This window comes from Lacicoccus kunmingensis DSM 17847 (assembly GCF_059568765.1).
On sequence record NZ_JCANUC010000006.1, the window covers coordinates 108,803 to 127,118 of the forward strand.

An 18,316-nucleotide genomic window follows, 5' to 3' on the forward strand; every position below is an offset into this window, starting at 1 on the left:
GGTTAATATGGCGAAAGTCATAACGAGAGATGAGCAGAAACTGGAGAATACGTGGGATTTGACTACGATTTTCGAAAGTGATGAAGCTTTTGACAAAGAATATGAAAAGCTTGAGTCCCATCTCGGGGATGAAGAACAATTCGAAGGTAATATAGATTCTGTTGAAAAATTGGCGGGTGCGCTTGAAACGCAGCGTGAACTCGGTGACCGACTGGGCAGATTATTCGTCTATGCGCATTTGAAGCACGACCAGGATACATCGAATGATACTTACAGTGCACTCGAGTCACGTGCACGTTCACTTGCGGTCAAATTCAATTCGGCGTGGAGTTTCCTGACGCCTGAGATTTTAAAGCTGGATGAAGATACATTGAAAACGTTCATTCAGGATGACCGTCTGAAAGAATTCAAATTCGACCTTGAAATTTTAAATAATGAACGCCCGCACATATTGAGCGACAAGGAAGAGAAACTGCTTGCACAGGCAGGCGAAGTCATGTCGACGCCGACATCCGTCTACGGCATGTTCAACAACGCGGACCTCGAGTTCGAACCGGCAGTCGATTCAGAAGGGAACGCGCACGCACTCACACAGGGCACGTATATCGATCTGTTGAAATCACCGGACAGAGCGCTGCGTAAATCGGCATACGAAAACCTGTACAGCCAGTACGGTGCGTTTAAAAATACGCTCAGTCAGACGCTGTCAGGCGTCGTCAACACACACGTCTTCAGCGCAAATGTCCGCGGTTACGAGTCGAGCCGCCACCAGGCGATGCAAAACAACCACATCCCTGAAAGCGTGTATGACCAGCTTGTCGACACGGTCAATGACAACCTGCACCTGATGCACCGCTATATGGAGCTGCGTAAAAAGGTGCTGAAGCTCGACAAACTTAAAATGTATGACATCTACACCCCGCTGGTCGAAGACGTCGACTTTGAAGTCACCTACGAGGAAGCGAAAGACTGGCTTGAAAAAGGGCTCTCTCCGATGGGCGGCGACTATCTCAGCATTTTAAAAGAAGGGCTGAACAACCGCTGGGTCGACATTTATGAAAATAAAGGGAAAAGAAGCGGCGCGTATTCGTCCGGCACTTACGGCACCAATCCCTTTATTTTAATGAACTGGCAGGATAACGTCGATAATCTGTTCACGCTTGCGCACGAGTTCGGCCATTCGGTGCACAGCTACTACAGCCGTAAAAATCAGACGTCGAACCAGGCGGGCTATTCGATTTTCGTTGCGGAAGTGGCGAGTACATTCAACGAGGCGCTCCTTGCAGACTACATGTATGAAAATCTGGACGATACGAAGAAGAAACTGTATCTGTTGAACCAGCAGCTGGAAGGCTTCAGAGGCACGGTGTTCCGTCAGACGATGTTTGCGGAGTTCGAGCATGAAATTCACAGATTGAAAGAAGAAGGCACACCGCTCACTGCATCGAAGCTTGACGAAGTGTACGGCGGACTCAACAAGAAGTATTACGGCGATGCTGTGGACTACGATGAGTATATCGAAGTCGAGTGGGCGCGCATTCCGCACTTCTACATGAACTATTATGTATACCAGTATTCGACTGGATATGCTGCAGCTGCGACACTTTCAAAACAGGTGCTCGACGGCGGCCCTGAAGTGCGCGACCGTTACATCAATGAATTCCTGAAGAAAGGATCCTCGGACTATCCGATTGAAATCCTGAAAAATGCGGGTGTCGATATGACGACAAGGGAACCGATCGACCACGCAATGAGAGTATTTGAAAGTCAGCTGGATGAGTTTGAAAGACTGCTCGGGGAAGCGTAATCCACTCAAAAACACCAACTTGTATGTATTTACTGTACAAGTCAGTATGTGAATACGTTTACATTATGAACAAATTGTGAAAAGCTGTTCATAATGTTGCTCTAAGCCAATGGGGATGTTATATTTTATACATGAAAATTTTATCACTGAAAAACATACCCCTTTGTTAAACAGTGAAAAATTTCTCCCATCCCCTTTGTTTAAAGTAGCACACTATAGAAGGTGTGCTACTTTTTTTATGCCCTCATTTATCTGAATATTAAGACTTCGATCTTTTCGAACAAACCTTCCAGAGATGTGACCCAAATCACAATGCCCCTCTCAAAGTATTTATACAATAGAGATAAGTTAAAAACGAATACATCATAAATAGGAGGGTTGATCCATGGCAGAAAAATTAAGAGAAGAGGAAAAGCCGGTGGAAAGAAGTGCGCCTGAAGATCTGACTTTGAAGGGCACTTTATTTTCAACATTGTTCTTCGTCGGCGGCTCGATCGTTTTATGGACCGGAGTGTTGCTCGTGTTATTCATAATGCGTTTCTGAATACAGGTTAAGAAGGGAGTCTTAATACAATGAAAATGAACAAGATGGAAGAAATCTGGATGATCGTTGCGGTCGCCATCATCATTGTTGCGATGGGTATTACAGGGTACCAGGCATTCGCAATGGGCATGGCGCCCCCGTCGCATAAGGAACATATCGATCCGCAGACTGTGGAGGAGCATCCGGAGTTTTCGGAACCGGGTGTTTATGAAACCGGCGATAATGAGTATGAAGTCATTATGACCTTGCAGGCATTCCAGTTTGAACCGAGTGAAATATCGGTGCCGGAAGGCGCTGAAGTGACATTCAGAATGGCGACCAAAGACGTGGTGCACGGTGTGAACGTCCCCCATACAAACTTAAACACGATGGTCATACCTGGCCACATCCAGGAAATCACACAGACGTTCAATGATGCGGGCGAGTACATTATGGTATGTAACGAATACTGCGGTACGGGGCACCACATGATGTCTGCAACAATTACGGTAGAGGAGTGAGACGATGAAGAAACCACTTAGAGTTGTGACTGCAAACAAACTGGCACTGACGAACTTGGCAACAGCATTCGCTCTGCTCCTCGTCGGCGGGTTTTTCGGACTGCTGCAGGGGCTGAACAGAGCGGGCGTCCTGACAATCGTCGGCGGCATGAACTACTACGAAATGTTGTCGCTGCACGGCGTATTATTAATATTGGCCTTTACGACATTATTTATGAACGGTTACTTATGGTCGGCGGTGGACTACGTCCTCGGCGGATTGACTAAAGGAATAAAGACCCTGGGCTGGGTGGCATACGGTCTCTTCATGTTCGGCGCAATACTCGTCGCCATCATGATCTTCGCAGGTGAAGCGACGGTGCTCTACACATTTTACGCACCGATGGCCGCCAATCCATGGTTCTATATCGGACTCGTATTTGTAGTACTCAATATCTGGATGTCGGGAATCGGTGTATTCATCAGCGCATTCAGATGGAAGCGTCAGAATAAGGGCAGGCACTTGCCGCTGTTCGCTTTCTTCGCAGTCGGCGTGTACGTACTGATCACTTTCGGTTCCGCATTCGTTGCAGCTGAAGTATTTTACATCATCCCGTGGACACTCGGATGGATCGATACGATCAACGTACTTCTGACAAGAACTTTATTCTGGGCATTCGGGCATACGCTCGTCAACGTCTGGTATCTCGTTGCGGTGTCCGCATGGTACATGGTCGTCCCGAAAGTCATCGGCGGTAAACTGTTCAGTGACTCGCTCGCAAGAGCAGTCATCATACTGATTGTCGTCCTGAACGTACCGGGCGGGTTCCACCACCAGATTGTGGACCCGGGATTCACTGAAGGCCTGAAATTCATGCACTTGTTCATGAGTCTTGCGATCGCGGTGCCTTCATTGCTGACGGCATTCGCATTGTTCGCAACGCTGGAGAGAACGGGACGCCGCCGCGGCGGAAAAGGCCTGCTCGGCTGGTTCTGGAAACTCCCTTGGCATGACGTCAGATTCCTTGCCATCATGCTTGCGATGATTTCATTCATCTTCGGCGGCGCAGGCGGTATCGCCCAGACGAACAACCAGCTGAACCAGGTGGTCCATAATACATTATGGGTCGTCGGACACTTCCACGTGACCGTCGGAGTCGCAGTCGTCCTGACATTTTTCGGACTCGTCTACTGGCTCATCCCGCATCTGTCGGGCAGAGTGCTGACGAAAAAGATTCACAATCTCGGCATATGGCAGACGATGATCTGGACGGTCGGCATGCTGTTCATGTCGCTCTCCATGAGCTACGTCGGACTCATCGGTTCACCGAGACGTACGGAATATACGACGTACGGCGGGCACCCGACCGCGCTTGAATGGGATCCGTACCTGATATTCCTCGGCGCAGGCGGGACGCTGTTATTCGCCGGTGTCGTCATCATCGTCTATATCGTCTTCCACCTGATGTTCCTGGCACCGAAAGGTCACACGGAATTCATGATGGTCGAAGAGCAGGAAGAAGACGCACACAAAACACCAAAATGGACGGAAAACTGGGGGCTCTGGGTCATCGTTGCGATACTGATCATCTCGATGGGTTACGTTGTACCGCTCGTCGACATCATCGGAAACGCACCGCCGGGATCACCGCCGATACGTACATTCTAACTTGATGATTAATATTGAAGGAGGTTGCCGGAGATGAAAAAAGAACTCATAATCAGCGGAGTCATCTTAGTCTTGGGTGGCCTCCTGCTGTTTTTCTCAACAAGCGGATTTTCCGCATTCACGATGGAGGCCCAGCGGCTGCAGGACTTGAAAGCCCAGCCGCCGGAGTTTCCGGATATCGAAGTCGTGGATAATAAAGGCCGCGAATACAATTTTGATGCATTCGAAGGCAAGCACATGCTCATGACGTTTATTTACACTTCATGCGCAACAGCGTGCCCGGAGATGACATCGAATATGAAATATGTGTACGACATGATCGATATGGAGAAGTACGGCGATGATCTGGTCTTTCTCAGCATGTCATTCGATACGGAGCGGGATACGGTTGAAGTGCTCGACAGATACGCCGGATACTTCGATGCCGACGGCGAGAGCTGGAGAATGCTCCGCGTGCCGGATGCGGGCGATCTGGAAGAGATTTTGAATATGTACGAAGTGACCGTCATTCCTGAAGGCGATACCGATTTCCAACATAATACATCATTTTATTTGATAGAGCCGGACGGCCGGTTGGGTGAAGTGCTGGATTACCGGGAAGTCGATGATGCTGCTGCGACGATTGTTGAAGCGGTTGAATCAGTCGAGGAAGAGGAGGTCGCTGCACAATGAAACAATTCTGGTATGGATTGGTTTTGCTGATGTTTCTCGCTCTGCCGCCGGTCAGGGACCTGCTCGAATCGGTCATGGCATTCCACATGCATATGCAGATGCTGCTGTTGTTCGTTTCAGGGCTGTTGATGGCACCGTTCTTTCAGAAGCATGTCGGGGGTATATTTGATAAATATAATAAAACCGGCCTGCCCGGCGTCGTTTTGTTCCTCGTCATCCTGCTCTACTGGATGCTCCCGCGGACGATGGATGAAGCACTTGAAATATGGTTTGTCGAATTGTGGAAATTTGTCTCGCTGCCGTTTCTGGCGGGCGTGCCGCTACGCGACAGCTGGAAGAAGATGTCCCAGACATTCGAAATCGTGCTGTTCATGATTTTGATGATCATATTCTCGGTCATGACATATCTATATATATTTTCCGAAAGCACATTATGCAACAACTATTTGATGATCGACCAGCAGACAGTCGGCTGGGGATTCGCATTTTTCGTACTGTGCATTATCATGTATGTGCTGCTCGTGTTATTCACCGATCAGAGCCAGTACTTCGGCGATGATTCGGAAGCATAGATGAACTGAACCCGCATATCCTGTGCTGGATATGCGGGTTCTTTATGTTTGGATGTATTTATTTGTGTGAAGCTTGGCCCTATCGGCCGAGTGGAGAGCGGTTTGACCGATAGGTGTGTTCTATCGGCCAAGTGGGAAGCGGTTTGCCCGATAGGTGTGTTCTATCGGCCAAATGGAGAGCGGTTTGCCCGATGGGCGTGTTCCATCGGTCAAGTGAGATGTGGTTCACCCGATAGAGGGGTTCTATCGGCCAAATGGAGAGCGGTTTGCCCGATGGGCGTGTTCTATCGGCCAAGTGAGATGTGGTTTGCCCGATGGGATTATCAGTAATTAACTAACACGTCATCCCGTTCCCCGGGACGGTCCGTTAAACGTCTATTGCGTCATCCCGCTCCCCGGGACGGCGCGTTGTCCCCGAATCTAACGAACCCCGCTCACAAATACGTCTCCAGCTCCTCAAGATCCACGATCATCCGCCCGGCACCGTCAATATCAATGATTCCGCTCTTCCGGAACATGGAGATGTTGCGGCTCACCGTTTCGCGTGTCAGCCCGATCATGCTGGCCATCTCCTGCTTGGTCAGCTTCAGAGTAATCTCCCGCCGCCCGTCACCAAGCACGAGCCCGTGCGCATGGGCAAGGCGCCGGATCAATAAAAGCACCTGCTCATCCGTCGGCTTCAAAATCTTCTCCTGCAGACGATGCTGGAGATCGATGATGATCTCTCCTATGTATTTGAATAGCTTCACCGCAATATCCGGCTGGCTCCGCACGAGATCCTCGAACTCACGCTTATCGATAACAATGATTTCAGACTGCTCCGTCGTCATCGCACTCGCAGGATAAGGATCCGCCCTGAAAATCGCATGATGCGGAAACATCTCCCGCTCACCGAAGAAATTGATGATCTGCTCGCGGCCTTCCTCATCGATTCTGTAAATCTTCACATTCCCCTTAACCACGAAGAAAAAGCTCGTCATCTCCTCACTCATATGAAACAGATGCGTACTCTTCTCAACATTCCTGTGGAGCGCAATACCGGCAAGCGACTCAATCTCCGAGTCCGTCAACGCCTCAAAAATCTTCATGGATGATAAATAATCTGCCAGCAACAACCTCTCCTCCTTTAAAAATCATTCCCCTAATATTAACATTAATCAACGAAAAAACCTGCCAAGCGTTAAAATTCCACTCAGCAGGCCTAAAAATTATATAGTACTTAAACATCCTTTAAAAAATAAAAACCGTCCGGCAATGAACGCATAACGTCCAAAAACCCAGTCCACCGCACACGTGGCTCACTGGACGTTGTTCAGCACCTGGGTGCCGCCCCGGATCTGATAATACGTCGCTTCATCCGTCGTCACTTCCTCGATCAGACGCTGCAGCCTCAGTTTCTTCAGTTCATTCAGAAGCAGGCCAGTGCGCCATTCGAAAACGGTCTTCAGTTCATGAAAGCTCACAACTTCAAATGATTCGATGTAATCATAAATGCTCGGCAGCGGCTTTTTCTCTATATCCAGCTCGAGCAGTTCATTGATGATGTACGTGAAAATATGATACGGGTAGACACCTTCCACTTTGATGCCTTCTGCGTGAATATCACCACTGAAGAACACCATCGACGGGAGTGTCTCGATATCCATTTCACGATACACCGCGAGATCGCGTTTCAGCATGCTTTTAACAGTACTGGAGTTTATTTCTTCGAAAAAGCTCTGTACGTCCAAGCCGGCAAGCTGTGCACTTTTGTACATATGGTCATAAGTGCAGATGCTTTTTGTCGGCATGATACGGTTTAAAATATAGCGCATGAATGCACGTGCCTTATTACGGCCCTGTACTTCCGCGGCTTTGTAGGCAAGTGCGAGATTATCATGGTCTGAGGTTGACTGTGCCTGACATTTTGTCAAAACTGTCAGTGACGGGGCAAGTATCTTTTGAATGGTGACATATCCACGGTACTCGATGATCAGTTTGTTGATGATCGGTTCCATTTCACGGCACTGTTCGGAAAACGGGTCGAAGAAATAGAATATCTCAACCTTCTGATCGGTCGGCTGCACCGTCGGCCATTCCTGTGTCATACGGTCCATCGAAGTTCCTCCTTACTCATAATCACACTTGACTGAAATTTAGTCGGGTGTATTCACCATATGGTTTGCTGTCATTGTAAACCTTTGGAATAAAAAGTCACGCAATTCCTCGGGGATATCCACATCGAGCATCGCCTGATACATATTCTCAAGCCATGCTTCTTTCGCATAAGGTGTAATGACGAACGGCATATGGCGCGCCTTCATCATTGGGTGGCCGTACTCCTGGATATACAGGTTCGGTCCGCCCAGAAACTGGACTTGAAACAGCTTCTGTTTGAAGGCCGTTTCTTTAAAATCTCCGGGAAACAAATAGTTGATCCGGTCATCACGTTCAACATAGTAATAGAAACGGTCGACCATTTCAAATAATTTCTCTGTGCCGATCGCTTTATATGGGTTGGACAGCGGGTTCTTCTTTACCATTTGGACTCATCCTTTTCTTTCCTTAAGACCTGATAAAAGCGTTCACTCTTCGTCACTTCCGGACGGCGTTCTATTTTATATTCCTCGAGCAGTTCGTCAAATCTCGTTTCGCCCTGATCGTAGTCGGTCACTTCATATTCAATCTCAAAATCCTCTGTATCAAGGAATGCGCTCGCATCAAGCACGAGCAGGCCGTCCTTGTAATCCGTTTCAAAACGTTCCGTTGTCAGGCTGCCGTAAACAATCAATTCATGTGCATTGATGTTTCTCGCGTTCAATTCATGGGTAATGATTTCAGGGAGGTCGTCGTGTGACAGTGTAGTCACCGACTCCAAATCGTAATCGACCTCGGCATTGAATTCCAAAATCCCTTTTTCAGTCGGTGCTTTCAATGTCATCATCTGCGCACCGGATGTCACACGTATTCTGAGCAGCAGTGTATTTTTTCTGAGATCCAGATTTTCTGTATCTATGTAATAGTTGAGTAATGATTGCTTTTCTTCCGCTTTGAAGAAAGTGTTGTATAAAGTCTCATGCTCATCTGCGGTCAGCAAATTTTTAAATTCAATTTCTAACTCCGGCATTGTCTCACTCCTTAATACATATTATCTAAAATTTAAAATGGACTGTAAAGTAAACAGATTTAAGAGATTATCAAAGTTCCGGTGTTATGGTAAAATAAAATGCGTCAGCAGTGAGCGGAATACTCCTGCACCAGAAGGGAAACACATGAAGAAAACACCACGAAATGCTATACTGAAGGGGATTCAGAGAGCGGCAGAATTAATAATAAATGAAGTTCCAACCATAAAGGTGTGCAGCGGCGCACCATTTGAACTGAAAGAGATATAACTGGAGGCGTTTAGATGGATGGATGGGATGAATTTCTTGCGCCCTATCAACAGTCAGTCGAAGAACTGAAGATTAAACTTAAGGGGATCCGTAAAGATTATCAGCTGAACCGTAAATATTCGCCGGTTGAATTTGTCACGACACGTGTCAAACCGGTGCAGAGCATTATAGAAAAGGCAAGTACCCGCAACATACCGTATGACAGGCTGCGGGAGGAAATGTACGATATCGCAGGCATCAGAATCATGTGCCAGTTCGTCGATGATATCGAATTGATCTGCGAACATATCAGGAAGCGGGAAGACATGTCCGTCATCGAAGAACGCGACTACGTGGAAAATACGAAGGAGAGCGGCTACCGTTCGTATCACCTCATCATCGAGTATCCCGTGGAGTCGATCGACGGACCGGTCAACATACTCGCTGAAATCCAGATCCGTACACTTGCGATGAATTTCTGGGCGACAATCGAACACACATTGAACTATAAATATTCCGGCGAATATCCGCCGGAAATCAGAAGAAGGCTCCAAAATGCAGCTGAAGCGGCATTTCTCTTAGACGAAGAAATGTCCCAGATCAGGGAAGAAATACAGGATGCACAAAAATATTATTCCAAGAAACGTAATATATAAATGAACAGATTAGGTGGGATGTCATGAAGTTTGTCATCGTGTCGAAAGGTGACACTAAATCGAATGCATTGAAAGACCGCATGGTGAATTATATGGCGGAAATGAAAATGAAATATGATGAAACCGCCCCCGAAATGGTCATTTCGGTCGGCGGTGACGGTACATTGCTGCAGGCATTTCACCGCTACCAGCATCTGTTGGATACCGCATCATTCGTCGGTGTCCATACCGGGCACCTCGGGTTTTACGCCGACTGGCTGCCACACGAAGTGGAGCGGCTGATCATTTCGATCCAGAACGATGAATACCAGCTGATCGAATATCCGCTCCTTGAAATCATCATCACTTACGAGAAATTCGGCGCGGAGTCAAGGTATCTCGCGCTGAACGAATCCACTTTGAGAACGGACGACGGCACGACGCTCGTGTCAGATATCGATATACGCAACCAGCATTTCGAACGCTTCCGCGGCGACGGCATCTGTGTGTCGACCCCGTCCGGATCCACTGCGTATAATAAAGCCCTCGGCGGCGCGATCATACACCCGTCTATCGAGGCGCTGCAGCTGACGGAAATCGCTTCGATCAACAACAGCGTATTCAGAACTGTCGGCTCACCGCTTGTTCTGCCGAAACACCATACAACACAGGTGAATCCGGTGAACAGCGAAATTTATAAGATGACTGTCGACCACATCAACCTGGTACATAAAGGTGTGCGTCAGATCCAGTTCAGAGTCGCGGACGAGAAAGTCAAATTCGCAAGATTCAGACCGTTTCCGTTTTGGAAAAGGGTCCATGATTCCTTTATTTCAGATAGAAACTAATCAAATTTAGGTGGTGGGCACAATGCCGGAATTAGAAGAAAGAACTGAAGTGGAAATTGAACAAGAAGCATTGCTCACCCAGCTGAGAGAAAATGATATTGACGGCTTCAGGGAAGACTTCCTGGAACTCCATACTTACGAGCAGAGTGAATTTTATGTAAGCCTCGAAGAAGCGGATAAAGATCTGTTGTATCACATCCTGTCACCGGAAGAGGTATCGCTGTTCTTCGATAATCTGGAAATTGACGACGAAGATTATGATGCACTGTTTGACCAGATGGATTCACGCTACGCGGCAGAAATGATTGGGAAAATGCAGTACGATAACTCGGTCGATATTTTAAACCAGCTGCCGAAGACGAAAGTGACGACATTTTTAGCACTGATGGACAAACAGGACGCAAAAGAAATCCGCGGCCTTCTGAATTACGAGGAAGACACGGCCGGCGGTATCATGACGACGGAATTCGTCAGCCTGACGTCCCTCATGACCGTCCGGGAAGCGATGCGTCACCTGAAGGAAGTCGCACCGACATCCGAGACGATCTACTATGTGTTCATCGTTGATGAGGAACGTAAGCTCGCCGGGATCCTGTCCCTCCGTGAGCTCATCATCGCGGACGACGACGAGTATATCGGCGACATCATGAACGAACGTGTCGTTTCCGTGCTCGTGTCCGACGACCAGGAAGAAGTCGCACAGATCATGCGTGACTACGACTTCCTCGCACTCCCGGTACTCGACTACCAGGACCACCTAGTCGGTATCATCACAGCCGATGACATCATGGACGTCATCGACGAAGAGGCCGGGGAGGACTACTCCAGACTTGCCGGTATGAGTGATACCGAAAAGACGAGCGATACAGCGATGGAAACGGCCAAAAAAAGGCTGCCCTGGCTCATCGGATTGACATTTATGGGGATGATCACGGCCGCGATGCTGTCCGTTTTCGAAGACACGCTCGCACAGGTCGTACTGCTCAGTGCCTTCATACCGCTCATCTCCGGGATGGCGGGTAACACAGGCACGCAGTCGCTGGCCGTCGCGATCCGCGGTATTTCCACCGGGGAAATAAAAGAATCGAGCAAGATAAAACTCGCCGGGCGTGAAATCGGCTCCGGCTTTTTGACAGGTCTTGCATGCGGCATCACGATATTCATCGTCATCATCATGATGTACCAGCAGCCGATACTCGGACTGATCGTCTGCCTGAGCCTGGTCGCTTCAATGACCGTTGCGACACTGATCGGTACAATTGTGCCGCTTCTCATGGATAAAGCGGGCATCGACCCCGCGATCGCCAGCGGTCCGTTCATTACGACGGCAAATGATATCATCAGCCTTTTAATATATTTTGCGCTTGCGAACATGTTCATGGCATCGCTCCTCGCGTAGTGGAGATAACCATCGTGATTGTGATGGTTTTATTTTCATGAGATACCGGATGTATTATTTGTTGCAATTTGGGATCATTATTAGTAAATTAGTAGTAGGTACTAATAACTAACGATAAAATTATTTATATGGATAAAGGAGATTTTACCATGAATTTAAAAGGCAAAACTTATGTCATTATGGGCGTTGCGAACAAGCGCAGTATCGCATGGGGCGCGGCGCGTGCGCTTGACGCGATGGGTGCGAACCTCGTGTTCACGATTCTGAACGAGCGTTTCCGCAAAGAATTGGATAAGCTTCTCGGCGACCTTGAAGGTGATCATGATGTCATCGTTGAATGTGACGTGTCCAAAGATGAAGAAGTCGAGCGTGCGTTCACTGAAATCAAAGAAAAAACCGGCGGCATCGACGGCGTCCTCCACGCAATCGCTTATGCGAACAAGGACGAGCTTAAAGGCGGCTACAGCGAGACTTCAAGAGAAGGATTCGCGCTTGCGCTCGATATCAGTGCGTACTCCCTTGCGATCGTTGCGAAACATGCGAAAACTGCCTTCAACGAAGGTGCAAGTTTAGTCACGATGACTTACCTCGGCGGCGAACGCGCAATGCCGAACTACAACGTCATGGGTGTTGCAAAAGCAGCGCTTGACTCCAGCGTGCGTTACTTAGCACTTGATCTGGGTGCAGACGGCTACCGCGTGAACGCAGTGTCCGCGGGCCCGATCCGTACACTGAGCTCCAGTGCAGTCGGCAAATTCAAGTCGATCCTGAAAGAAATCGAAGAGCGCGCACCACTCAAGCGTAACGTCGACCAGCTTGAGGTCGGCAACACAGTCGCATTTTTACTCAGTGACCTCGCTTCCGGCATCACAGGCGAAATCATCCACTGTGACTCCGGCGCAAACATTACAGCATAATCTTATGAAAATAAAAACCGGCTAGCCGCTCGATAACGAGTGCGCTGCCGGTTTTTCTATGTATGAAGGTTGGCGGGTTTTGGGCGCAGCTCCTCGTGATGCGCCTATCGGCCAAGTGGAGAGCGGTTTGACCGATAGGGGCGTTCTATCGGCCAAGTGGAGAGTGGTTCGCCCGATAGGGGCGTTCTATCGGCCAAGTGGGGAGCGGTTTGACTGATAGGGAGCGGATATAATATGCTGCGAATATTGAATGGTGAAACACATTAAAAATGTTGATGGTTTTTATTAGAATAGAGCAGTGAACGTACCGTTTTCGATCATGATGAAAATTCCCAGGCCGATGAATACGATAGGGACGATCCAGCGCTCGTACTGTTCAATTTTTTTGGACACGAAATTTATGTTGGCCAGGCGGTGGCTGACGGAGCATAAAACTGCGACCATGATGAAAAAGACGATGCTGGCAATGAGAATTTCCGCCAGGTTGAGTGCTGTGAAATATGGAATGTATATCGAAAAGTCGTCGGCGCTGGATGAGAGCACGATTAAAGCGACCGTCAAAAATAATAGATTCGGCCGACGGGAGCCGAACAACGATAAAATATCACCTTCGTCTTCGTCCTCCCCGCCCTGCCTCCATATTTTAACTCCCAGAAAGATCGGGATGAGCCCGAGGAGTCCCAGTGCCCAGCCGGCGGGAACGACCCACGTGATTCCGAGTGCGACCAGGAGGCTGACTGCGATGATGATCGCGGTCCCCAAATATTGTCCGATCCATATATGCTTTGCCTGTCCCGCTTTGATCTGTGAAAATAAAAGAATTAAAATAACAATATAATCAATGCCTGTTGCGACATAGACCGCCGCAGCGGTCAGCGCTATTGTAATCAAAATTTCATCTCCAATGCTGAAAAGGTTGCCGGTTTTTGAAATCCAGCTACTATCCAGTTCAGTATCTCAATCACTTATTATGAGTGCAATATTTTCATACTTTAATGGCACATCCCGCCCCTCGGGATGACGCATTAAACGTCTCGCGATGCATCGCGCCCCCCGGGATGACGCATTAAACGCCTTGCGATGCATCCCGCTTCCCGGGATGACGCATTAGCAGTCAACCAGCACCACCATCCATCCCACCCTCAAAATCAACACAAAAAAACCGCAATCCCAAGATTGCGGCCCAAATATAAAATTACTCGCCGAGTCTGAATGTCTCGGAAACCTGCCACATGCCGTTATCCAGCTGATAGGCAAGGCTGAGTTTGTAGAGTGTTTCTTTATGGTCAATTCCAGCCATTGAAAGATGACTGAACGTGTCTTCGAATTGTTGTGAAGTTGTGCCCTGCGCAATTGTGAAGTGCGGCACGAATGAATGTTTATCTTTACCGTAAAAATCCCCTTGGTTCAATGCTTCATGAATAGATGTCAAAGTCTCGTTCGGTTCTACTTTAAAGTAAATAACAGGTGAAGTGGGAGCGAAGCTGGAAACTTTTTTGATCTGGATTTCCGTCGGCTGGTGATCTTTCGCCACTTGCTTCAACTTATCAACGATTATATCCTTTTCACTCTCATCTGCTTCGAATTGTTCTTTAACAGTAATGTGAGGTGGAATAAATGCATATTTTGAATCGTATCTTTTCCTGTAATTGTTTACTTTATCCTGCAGTTCTTTTGATGGAAATAAAGCTACACCAAATTTCATGTTAATTCCTCCCAGTGTCATTTCTTCAATTATATCAGATTGTACGTAAATTTCATACATAAGTTAGGCGAGATAGTGTCTGAGGACGCTCTCCAGTTCAGGCTTCCACGTCTTCCAAATGTGGCCCCCTTCAAGCTCCTTGTATTCATATTCAATCGGTTCGGTCTCCAGAAACTCATTCAGCTTCCGGTTCGGTGTCAGGAAGTCCGCCTGCTCACCCATGATGGTTTTAAAGTCATCTTCCTCGAGCCCGATTGTATGATACAAGTTCAGCTGCAGCAGATTCGGCTGCGACTTGAACCGCTCGATGAATGCATCATCCACGAACGGACTGAATGCGACCGCATTCGGGAATGTCGTCGGATACTGCAGCGCCACACTGAACGCAAACGTCCCTGCAAGTGATTCTCCCATGAGCACCCGCGAGTTCGCCATATTCAGCGTATTGAAATTGCTGTCTATCCATTTGATCAGTTCACGCCCGACGAACGTCACCATATTTTCATGGTGCTCCCCGTTCGGACTGAAATAGTCATTCCGCCATTCCACGCTCGGATACGGCACCCCCACGATGATTGCCCGGTCGATTTCTTCATCGACACGCAGCTTCTGGTAGAGCCTTTCAATTTGACCGTATTTGAAAAAATCCTGTGAATCAAAAGTGATGATCACATTATGTTTATAAAGGTCACTAAAATTTTTAGGCAGATAATACTGTATTTCAAATGTTTCATTACAAACTTTCGAAGCAACTTCCGCCGTATGAATTTTGCCTGCTGTCATCTCCATAAAATCCCCTCCTTATTCGTCATTGTACCAAGATATGAAATTTATTTATATAAATATCACCATCTTTTATCAGATAAACGTATAAAATTCAGTTTTTTTAATTTTTGAAAATAAAGAGCTTATGTCCGTTAAATATTTTCAGTAAAGTTATGTTTTATGATACAATTTATAAAAATACCTACGTAGATTAAGGAGTAGTGGCAGATGGCGAATAAGGCATGGTTCCAATCCGGTATTGCGATCATCATCACCCTGCTGATTATTATGCTGGTCATCCAGGTGCAGGTCGTATTTGAACCGATTTTTACAATCATTGCAACGATATTTGTACCTGTACTGCTCGGCGGGCTGTTGTACTACATCACCCAGCCGATCCAGAGTTTCCTTGAAAAAAGGAAGGCGAACAGGCTCGTTGCGATTTTATCCATATTCATAATCATACTGATCGTCATCAATATACTTGTAATGGTCATCGTCCCGGTCATATCCGACCAGGTCCAAAACCTGATGCAGCGCATGCCTGCATTGCAGCGTGACTTCCAGGGTGCACTCGACTTTTTACTCAAGCAGCGTGAAGAGCTGCCGTTTGATGTCGACATCGAAGGCTTCACCCAGGACATTCTCGATCAGAGTGGGGAAATCGTCAGCAATATCATGAGCAATGCGATTTCAATTCTGACAAGTACGGTGAGTGTGCTGATTACACTGGTCCTTGTGCCGTTCTTCTATTTCTTCATGTTAAAAGACCATGAGAAATTCATTCCGGCAATGGTGTCACCGTTTGAAGGCACTGTAAAACAGTTCATGACTGAACTGCTTTACGATATCGACCGTACGCTCCGTTCATTCATCCAGGGGCAGGTGCTGGTCAGCTTCATTCTCGGTGTGCTTCTGTACATCAGTTACACGGCCATCGGCCTCGAGTACGCATTGTTGCTCGGTATGCTCGCACTTTTCCTGAACGTCATTCCGTTCATCGGACCGTGGATGGCATTCGTCCCGGCAGGACTCCTGGCACTGATCCAGAGTCCGTTCATGTTCGTCTGGGTCGCGGTCATCACACTCGTTGCGCAACAGATTGAAAGTAATCTGATTACACCGAACGTGATGGGTCAGTCACTGAAACTGCACCCGCTGACAGTCATCGTGGTCGTACTCGCAGCAGGAAACATCGCAGGCTTCATCGGCATGCTCGTTGCGATTCCGACATACGCGGTCATCAAGACGACCATCCAGAATATCTGGCGTTACCGCAAGTCGATGAAAAATTCAATGCTGACGGACGTGCAGCCGTATATCAGGAAAGATGATTAAAATAATATCCAGCCTGCCTCACATGTGGGGCAGGTTTTTTTTATTCTAAAAAATGACTTTCAACGTTGAATCGTCGATATATGAAGTGACACACTTCAGGAGGTAATTATGAATCCAATCGACTATTTGATTTCTCAAGGTTTCAAGGTGACGTCGGATCCCGCGACGTATGCGTCGGGCGTCTGGGGGAAGCGCGATTATACGGTGAACGGCTACAATTATGACAGCTACTGCGGCGGATATCACCGCGCGTACGACCTGTCGAAATCCCACCTCGCGCCGGTGCCGTCGGTGTGCGACGGTGTGGTGACCGCGGGGACGCGTGCGTACGGCAACTTCGGCGGTACGGTCGTTGTTGCGAATAAAGATCTCGGCATCCAGGTGATCTACGGTCACTTGAGCCGCAATATTCCGGTGAAAATCGGGCGGAAAGTCTGGCAGGGCGACACCGTCGGCTATCAGTCCAATACGAATTATCAGGGTGTGGGTATGAATTCCCATCTCCATATCCAGTTTCAGAATTACGGTTATATTGCGGGTGAGCGCGATTTCGTCTGCAGCGGAATTGATGCGAGGAAAATTGATGTCGGCGGGGGTGATGGCTGGCTGTGGACGGGGCGGTTCAGGACAGGCGAGCGGATCAATGTGCGGGGCGCTCCCGGGTTGAAGGGGAAGAAGACCGGTGTACTCGTAAGCGGGCTCAATGTTGCGTTCGATAAGCTGTACGGACAGGACGGCTACTGGTGGCTGCGCATACAGTATCGGGGCGCGACCCGTTATATCGCGGCAGGAAAGCGGGTAAAAGGAGTGACTTTTGCTAAAAGTAAATTGTGGGGGAAGGTACTTTCTTTAGATACTTCAGGCAGAAAGAAATAGGGTGGTTGCAGGCACTCACAAGTTGCGCGAGTGCCTTATCGGAGCCTCAATCACAATTCGAAGCGGCGTTGGAACTCTATCGGAGCCTCGATCTTAATTCGAAGCGGTGTTGGAACTCTATCAGAGCCTCGATCACAATTCGAAGCGGTGTTGGAACTCTATCGGAGCCTCGATCACAATTCGAAGCGGCGTTGGAACTCTATCGGAGCTTCGATCTCAACTCGAAGCGGCGATCAGCCGGATAACACCCTCACACACAAAAAACGCACCCCATCCCAGGGGTGCGCTCATCTCAATCAATCATCTTATTATTTTTTCTTCTGCTTCGGCGTCCCCTGGCCGCCGGTCAAATCCTGATCCATCTCATACAGGACGCCGTTGATCACACTCTGGTTGTAAGCTTCCACAAGGAAGTAGGCGACAATGCTGTAAATGACGATGACACCCACAAGCAGAATATTATTTTGTACAACACCGAGCACGATTGCCGGAAACAGTACCAGCCCGATGAACAAAATCAGCATCGCCATGCGGTAAGTGTTGATGGCACCTTGTGCTCTTTTAATTTGTGAGGCATACTTATCATTAATTTCAGAATAATCCAGTGCTCTGTTATCACGGTAAACGTTCGTAATTTTCAAGTTGCCGTCATATGAATTTTCCCGGTAACGCAAATCCATATGGGCGTTATTCCAAGTCAACAATTTAAAAAATGACATATTCATGCACCTCGATAT

At 48.0% G+C, this 18,316-nt stretch carries 21 protein-coding genes; 13 read left to right on the plus strand and 8 right to left on the minus strand.

Translation table 11 applies throughout. The annotated features are described in order from the left end of the window. Positions 1-7: 7 nt before the first annotated feature. The 6 genes from pepF to BO48_RS08170 all read left to right on the plus strand — a co-directional run bounded on the left by pepF (position 8) and on the right by BO48_RS08170 (position 5,743). Positions 8-1,807 carry an oligoendopeptidase F gene (gene pepF, locus BO48_RS08145; RefSeq protein ID WP_496366937.1) on the plus strand — a complete coding sequence of 600 codons (1,800 nt, stop codon included), beginning with the start codon at positions 8-10 and terminating at the stop codon, positions 1,805-1,807. Between the two features lie 385 nt (positions 1,808-2,192). Beyond that, complete coding sequence (locus tag BO48_RS08150) at positions 2,193-2,351, plus strand: hypothetical protein (RefSeq protein WP_496366938.1); 159 nt, start codon at positions 2,193-2,195, stop codon at positions 2,349-2,351. 29 nt (positions 2,352-2,380) lie between these two features. Then, positions 2,381-2,851: a cytochrome c oxidase subunit II gene (locus BO48_RS08155; protein ID WP_496366939.1), complete on the plus strand. Its 471-nt coding sequence runs from the start codon at positions 2,381-2,383 to the stop codon at positions 2,849-2,851. Between the two features lie 4 nt (positions 2,852-2,855). Beyond that, on the plus strand, positions 2,856-4,499 hold the full coding sequence (locus tag BO48_RS08160; protein ID WP_496366940.1) for a cbb3-type cytochrome c oxidase subunit I: 1,644 nt from the start codon (positions 2,856-2,858) through the stop codon (positions 4,497-4,499). Positions 4,500-4,532: 33 nt separating this feature from the next. Beyond that, positions 4,533-5,171 carry an SCO family protein gene (locus BO48_RS08165; protein ID WP_496366941.1) on the plus strand — a complete coding sequence of 213 codons (639 nt, stop codon included), beginning with the start codon at positions 4,533-4,535 and terminating at the stop codon, positions 5,169-5,171. After that, positions 5,168-5,743, plus strand: a complete 576-nt coding sequence (locus BO48_RS08170) for a hypothetical protein (RefSeq protein ID WP_496366942.1) — start codon at positions 5,168-5,170, stop codon at positions 5,741-5,743. Before BO48_RS08165 ends, BO48_RS08170 begins: the two co-directional genes overlap by 4 nt. A gap of 434 nt (positions 5,744-6,177) precedes the next feature. On the opposite strand, the gene BO48_RS08175 is transcribed toward BO48_RS08170, so the two are convergent. The 4 genes from BO48_RS08175 to BO48_RS08190 form a co-directional block, all read right to left on the minus strand. Next, a complete protein-coding gene (locus BO48_RS08175; protein ID WP_496366943.1) occupies positions 6,178-6,855 on the minus strand; it encodes a Crp/Fnr family transcriptional regulator in 678 nt (225 codons plus the stop codon). Between the two features lie 186 nt (positions 6,856-7,041). Further along, positions 7,042-7,839, minus strand: a complete 798-nt coding sequence (locus tag BO48_RS08180; protein ID WP_496366945.1) for a DsbA family protein — start codon at positions 7,837-7,839, stop codon at positions 7,042-7,044. Between the two features lie 39 nt (positions 7,840-7,878). Next, positions 7,879-8,265 (minus strand): globin domain-containing protein, encoded by a 387-nt coding sequence (locus BO48_RS08185; protein ID WP_496366946.1) that lies wholly within the window; start codon positions 8,263-8,265, stop codon positions 7,879-7,881. Further along, a complete protein-coding gene (locus BO48_RS08190) occupies positions 8,259-8,849 on the minus strand; it encodes a CYTH domain-containing protein (RefSeq protein WP_496366947.1) in 591 nt (196 codons plus the stop codon). The genes BO48_RS08185 and BO48_RS08190 overlap by 7 nt, the downstream gene beginning before the upstream one ends. Positions 8,850-8,994: 145 nt before the next feature. Here BO48_RS08190 and BO48_RS08195 point away from each other — a divergent pair, with 145 nt between their 5' ends. From BO48_RS08195 to fabI, 5 genes are all read left to right on the plus strand, one after another. Beyond that, entirely contained in the window at positions 8,995-9,117 is a 123-nt protein-coding gene (locus BO48_RS08195) for a hypothetical protein (RefSeq protein ID WP_496366948.1), read from the plus strand. 14 nt (positions 9,118-9,131) lie between these two features. Then, entirely contained in the window at positions 9,132-9,752 is a 621-nt protein-coding gene (gene yjbM, locus BO48_RS08200; protein ID WP_496366949.1) for a GTP diphosphokinase, read from the plus strand. A gap of 23 nt (positions 9,753-9,775) precedes the next feature. Beyond that, entirely contained in the window at positions 9,776-10,579 is an 804-nt protein-coding gene (locus BO48_RS08205) for an NAD kinase (protein ID WP_496366951.1), read from the plus strand. Between the two features lie 22 nt (positions 10,580-10,601). Next, entirely contained in the window at positions 10,602-11,978 is a 1,377-nt protein-coding gene (mgtE, locus tag BO48_RS08210) for a magnesium transporter (RefSeq protein ID WP_496366952.1), read from the plus strand. A 149-nt stretch (positions 11,979-12,127) separates the two neighbouring features. Further along, positions 12,128-12,895, plus strand: a complete 768-nt coding sequence (gene fabI / locus BO48_RS08215; protein WP_496366953.1) for an enoyl-ACP reductase FabI — start codon at positions 12,128-12,130, stop codon at positions 12,893-12,895. Positions 12,896-13,180: 285 nt separating this feature from the next. Here fabI and BO48_RS08220 read toward each other — a convergent pair whose 3' ends face one another. The 3 genes from BO48_RS08220 to BO48_RS08230 all read right to left on the minus strand — a co-directional run bounded on the left by BO48_RS08220 (position 13,181) and on the right by BO48_RS08230 (position 15,389). Further along, a complete protein-coding gene (locus BO48_RS08220) occupies positions 13,181-13,786 on the minus strand; it encodes a CadD family cadmium resistance transporter (RefSeq protein WP_496366954.1) in 606 nt (201 codons plus the stop codon). Between the two features lie 304 nt (positions 13,787-14,090). Continuing rightward, positions 14,091-14,600: a 2'-5' RNA ligase family protein gene (locus tag BO48_RS08225; RefSeq protein ID WP_496366955.1), complete on the minus strand. Its 510-nt coding sequence runs from the start codon at positions 14,598-14,600 to the stop codon at positions 14,091-14,093. A 63-nt stretch (positions 14,601-14,663) separates the two neighbouring features. Then, positions 14,664-15,389 carry an alpha/beta hydrolase gene (locus tag BO48_RS08230; RefSeq protein ID WP_496366956.1) on the minus strand — a complete coding sequence of 242 codons (726 nt, stop codon included), beginning with the start codon at positions 15,387-15,389 and terminating at the stop codon, positions 14,664-14,666. Between the two features lie 204 nt (positions 15,390-15,593). On the opposite strand from BO48_RS08230, the gene BO48_RS08235 reads away from it, so the two are divergent. Further along, complete coding sequence (locus tag BO48_RS08235) at positions 15,594-16,703, plus strand: AI-2E family transporter (RefSeq protein ID WP_496366957.1); 1,110 nt, start codon at positions 15,594-15,596, stop codon at positions 16,701-16,703. Between the two features lie 147 nt (positions 16,704-16,850). Next, a complete protein-coding gene (locus BO48_RS08240; RefSeq protein WP_496366958.1) occupies positions 16,851-17,579 on the plus strand; it encodes a M23 family metallopeptidase in 729 nt (242 codons plus the stop codon). Positions 17,580-17,887: 308 nt separating this feature from the next. Here BO48_RS08240 and BO48_RS08245 read toward each other — a convergent pair whose 3' ends face one another. Then, positions 17,888-18,298, minus strand: a complete 411-nt coding sequence (locus BO48_RS08245; RefSeq protein WP_496366959.1) for a hypothetical protein — start codon at positions 18,296-18,298, stop codon at positions 17,888-17,890. Positions 18,299-18,316: the final 18 nt, after the last annotated feature.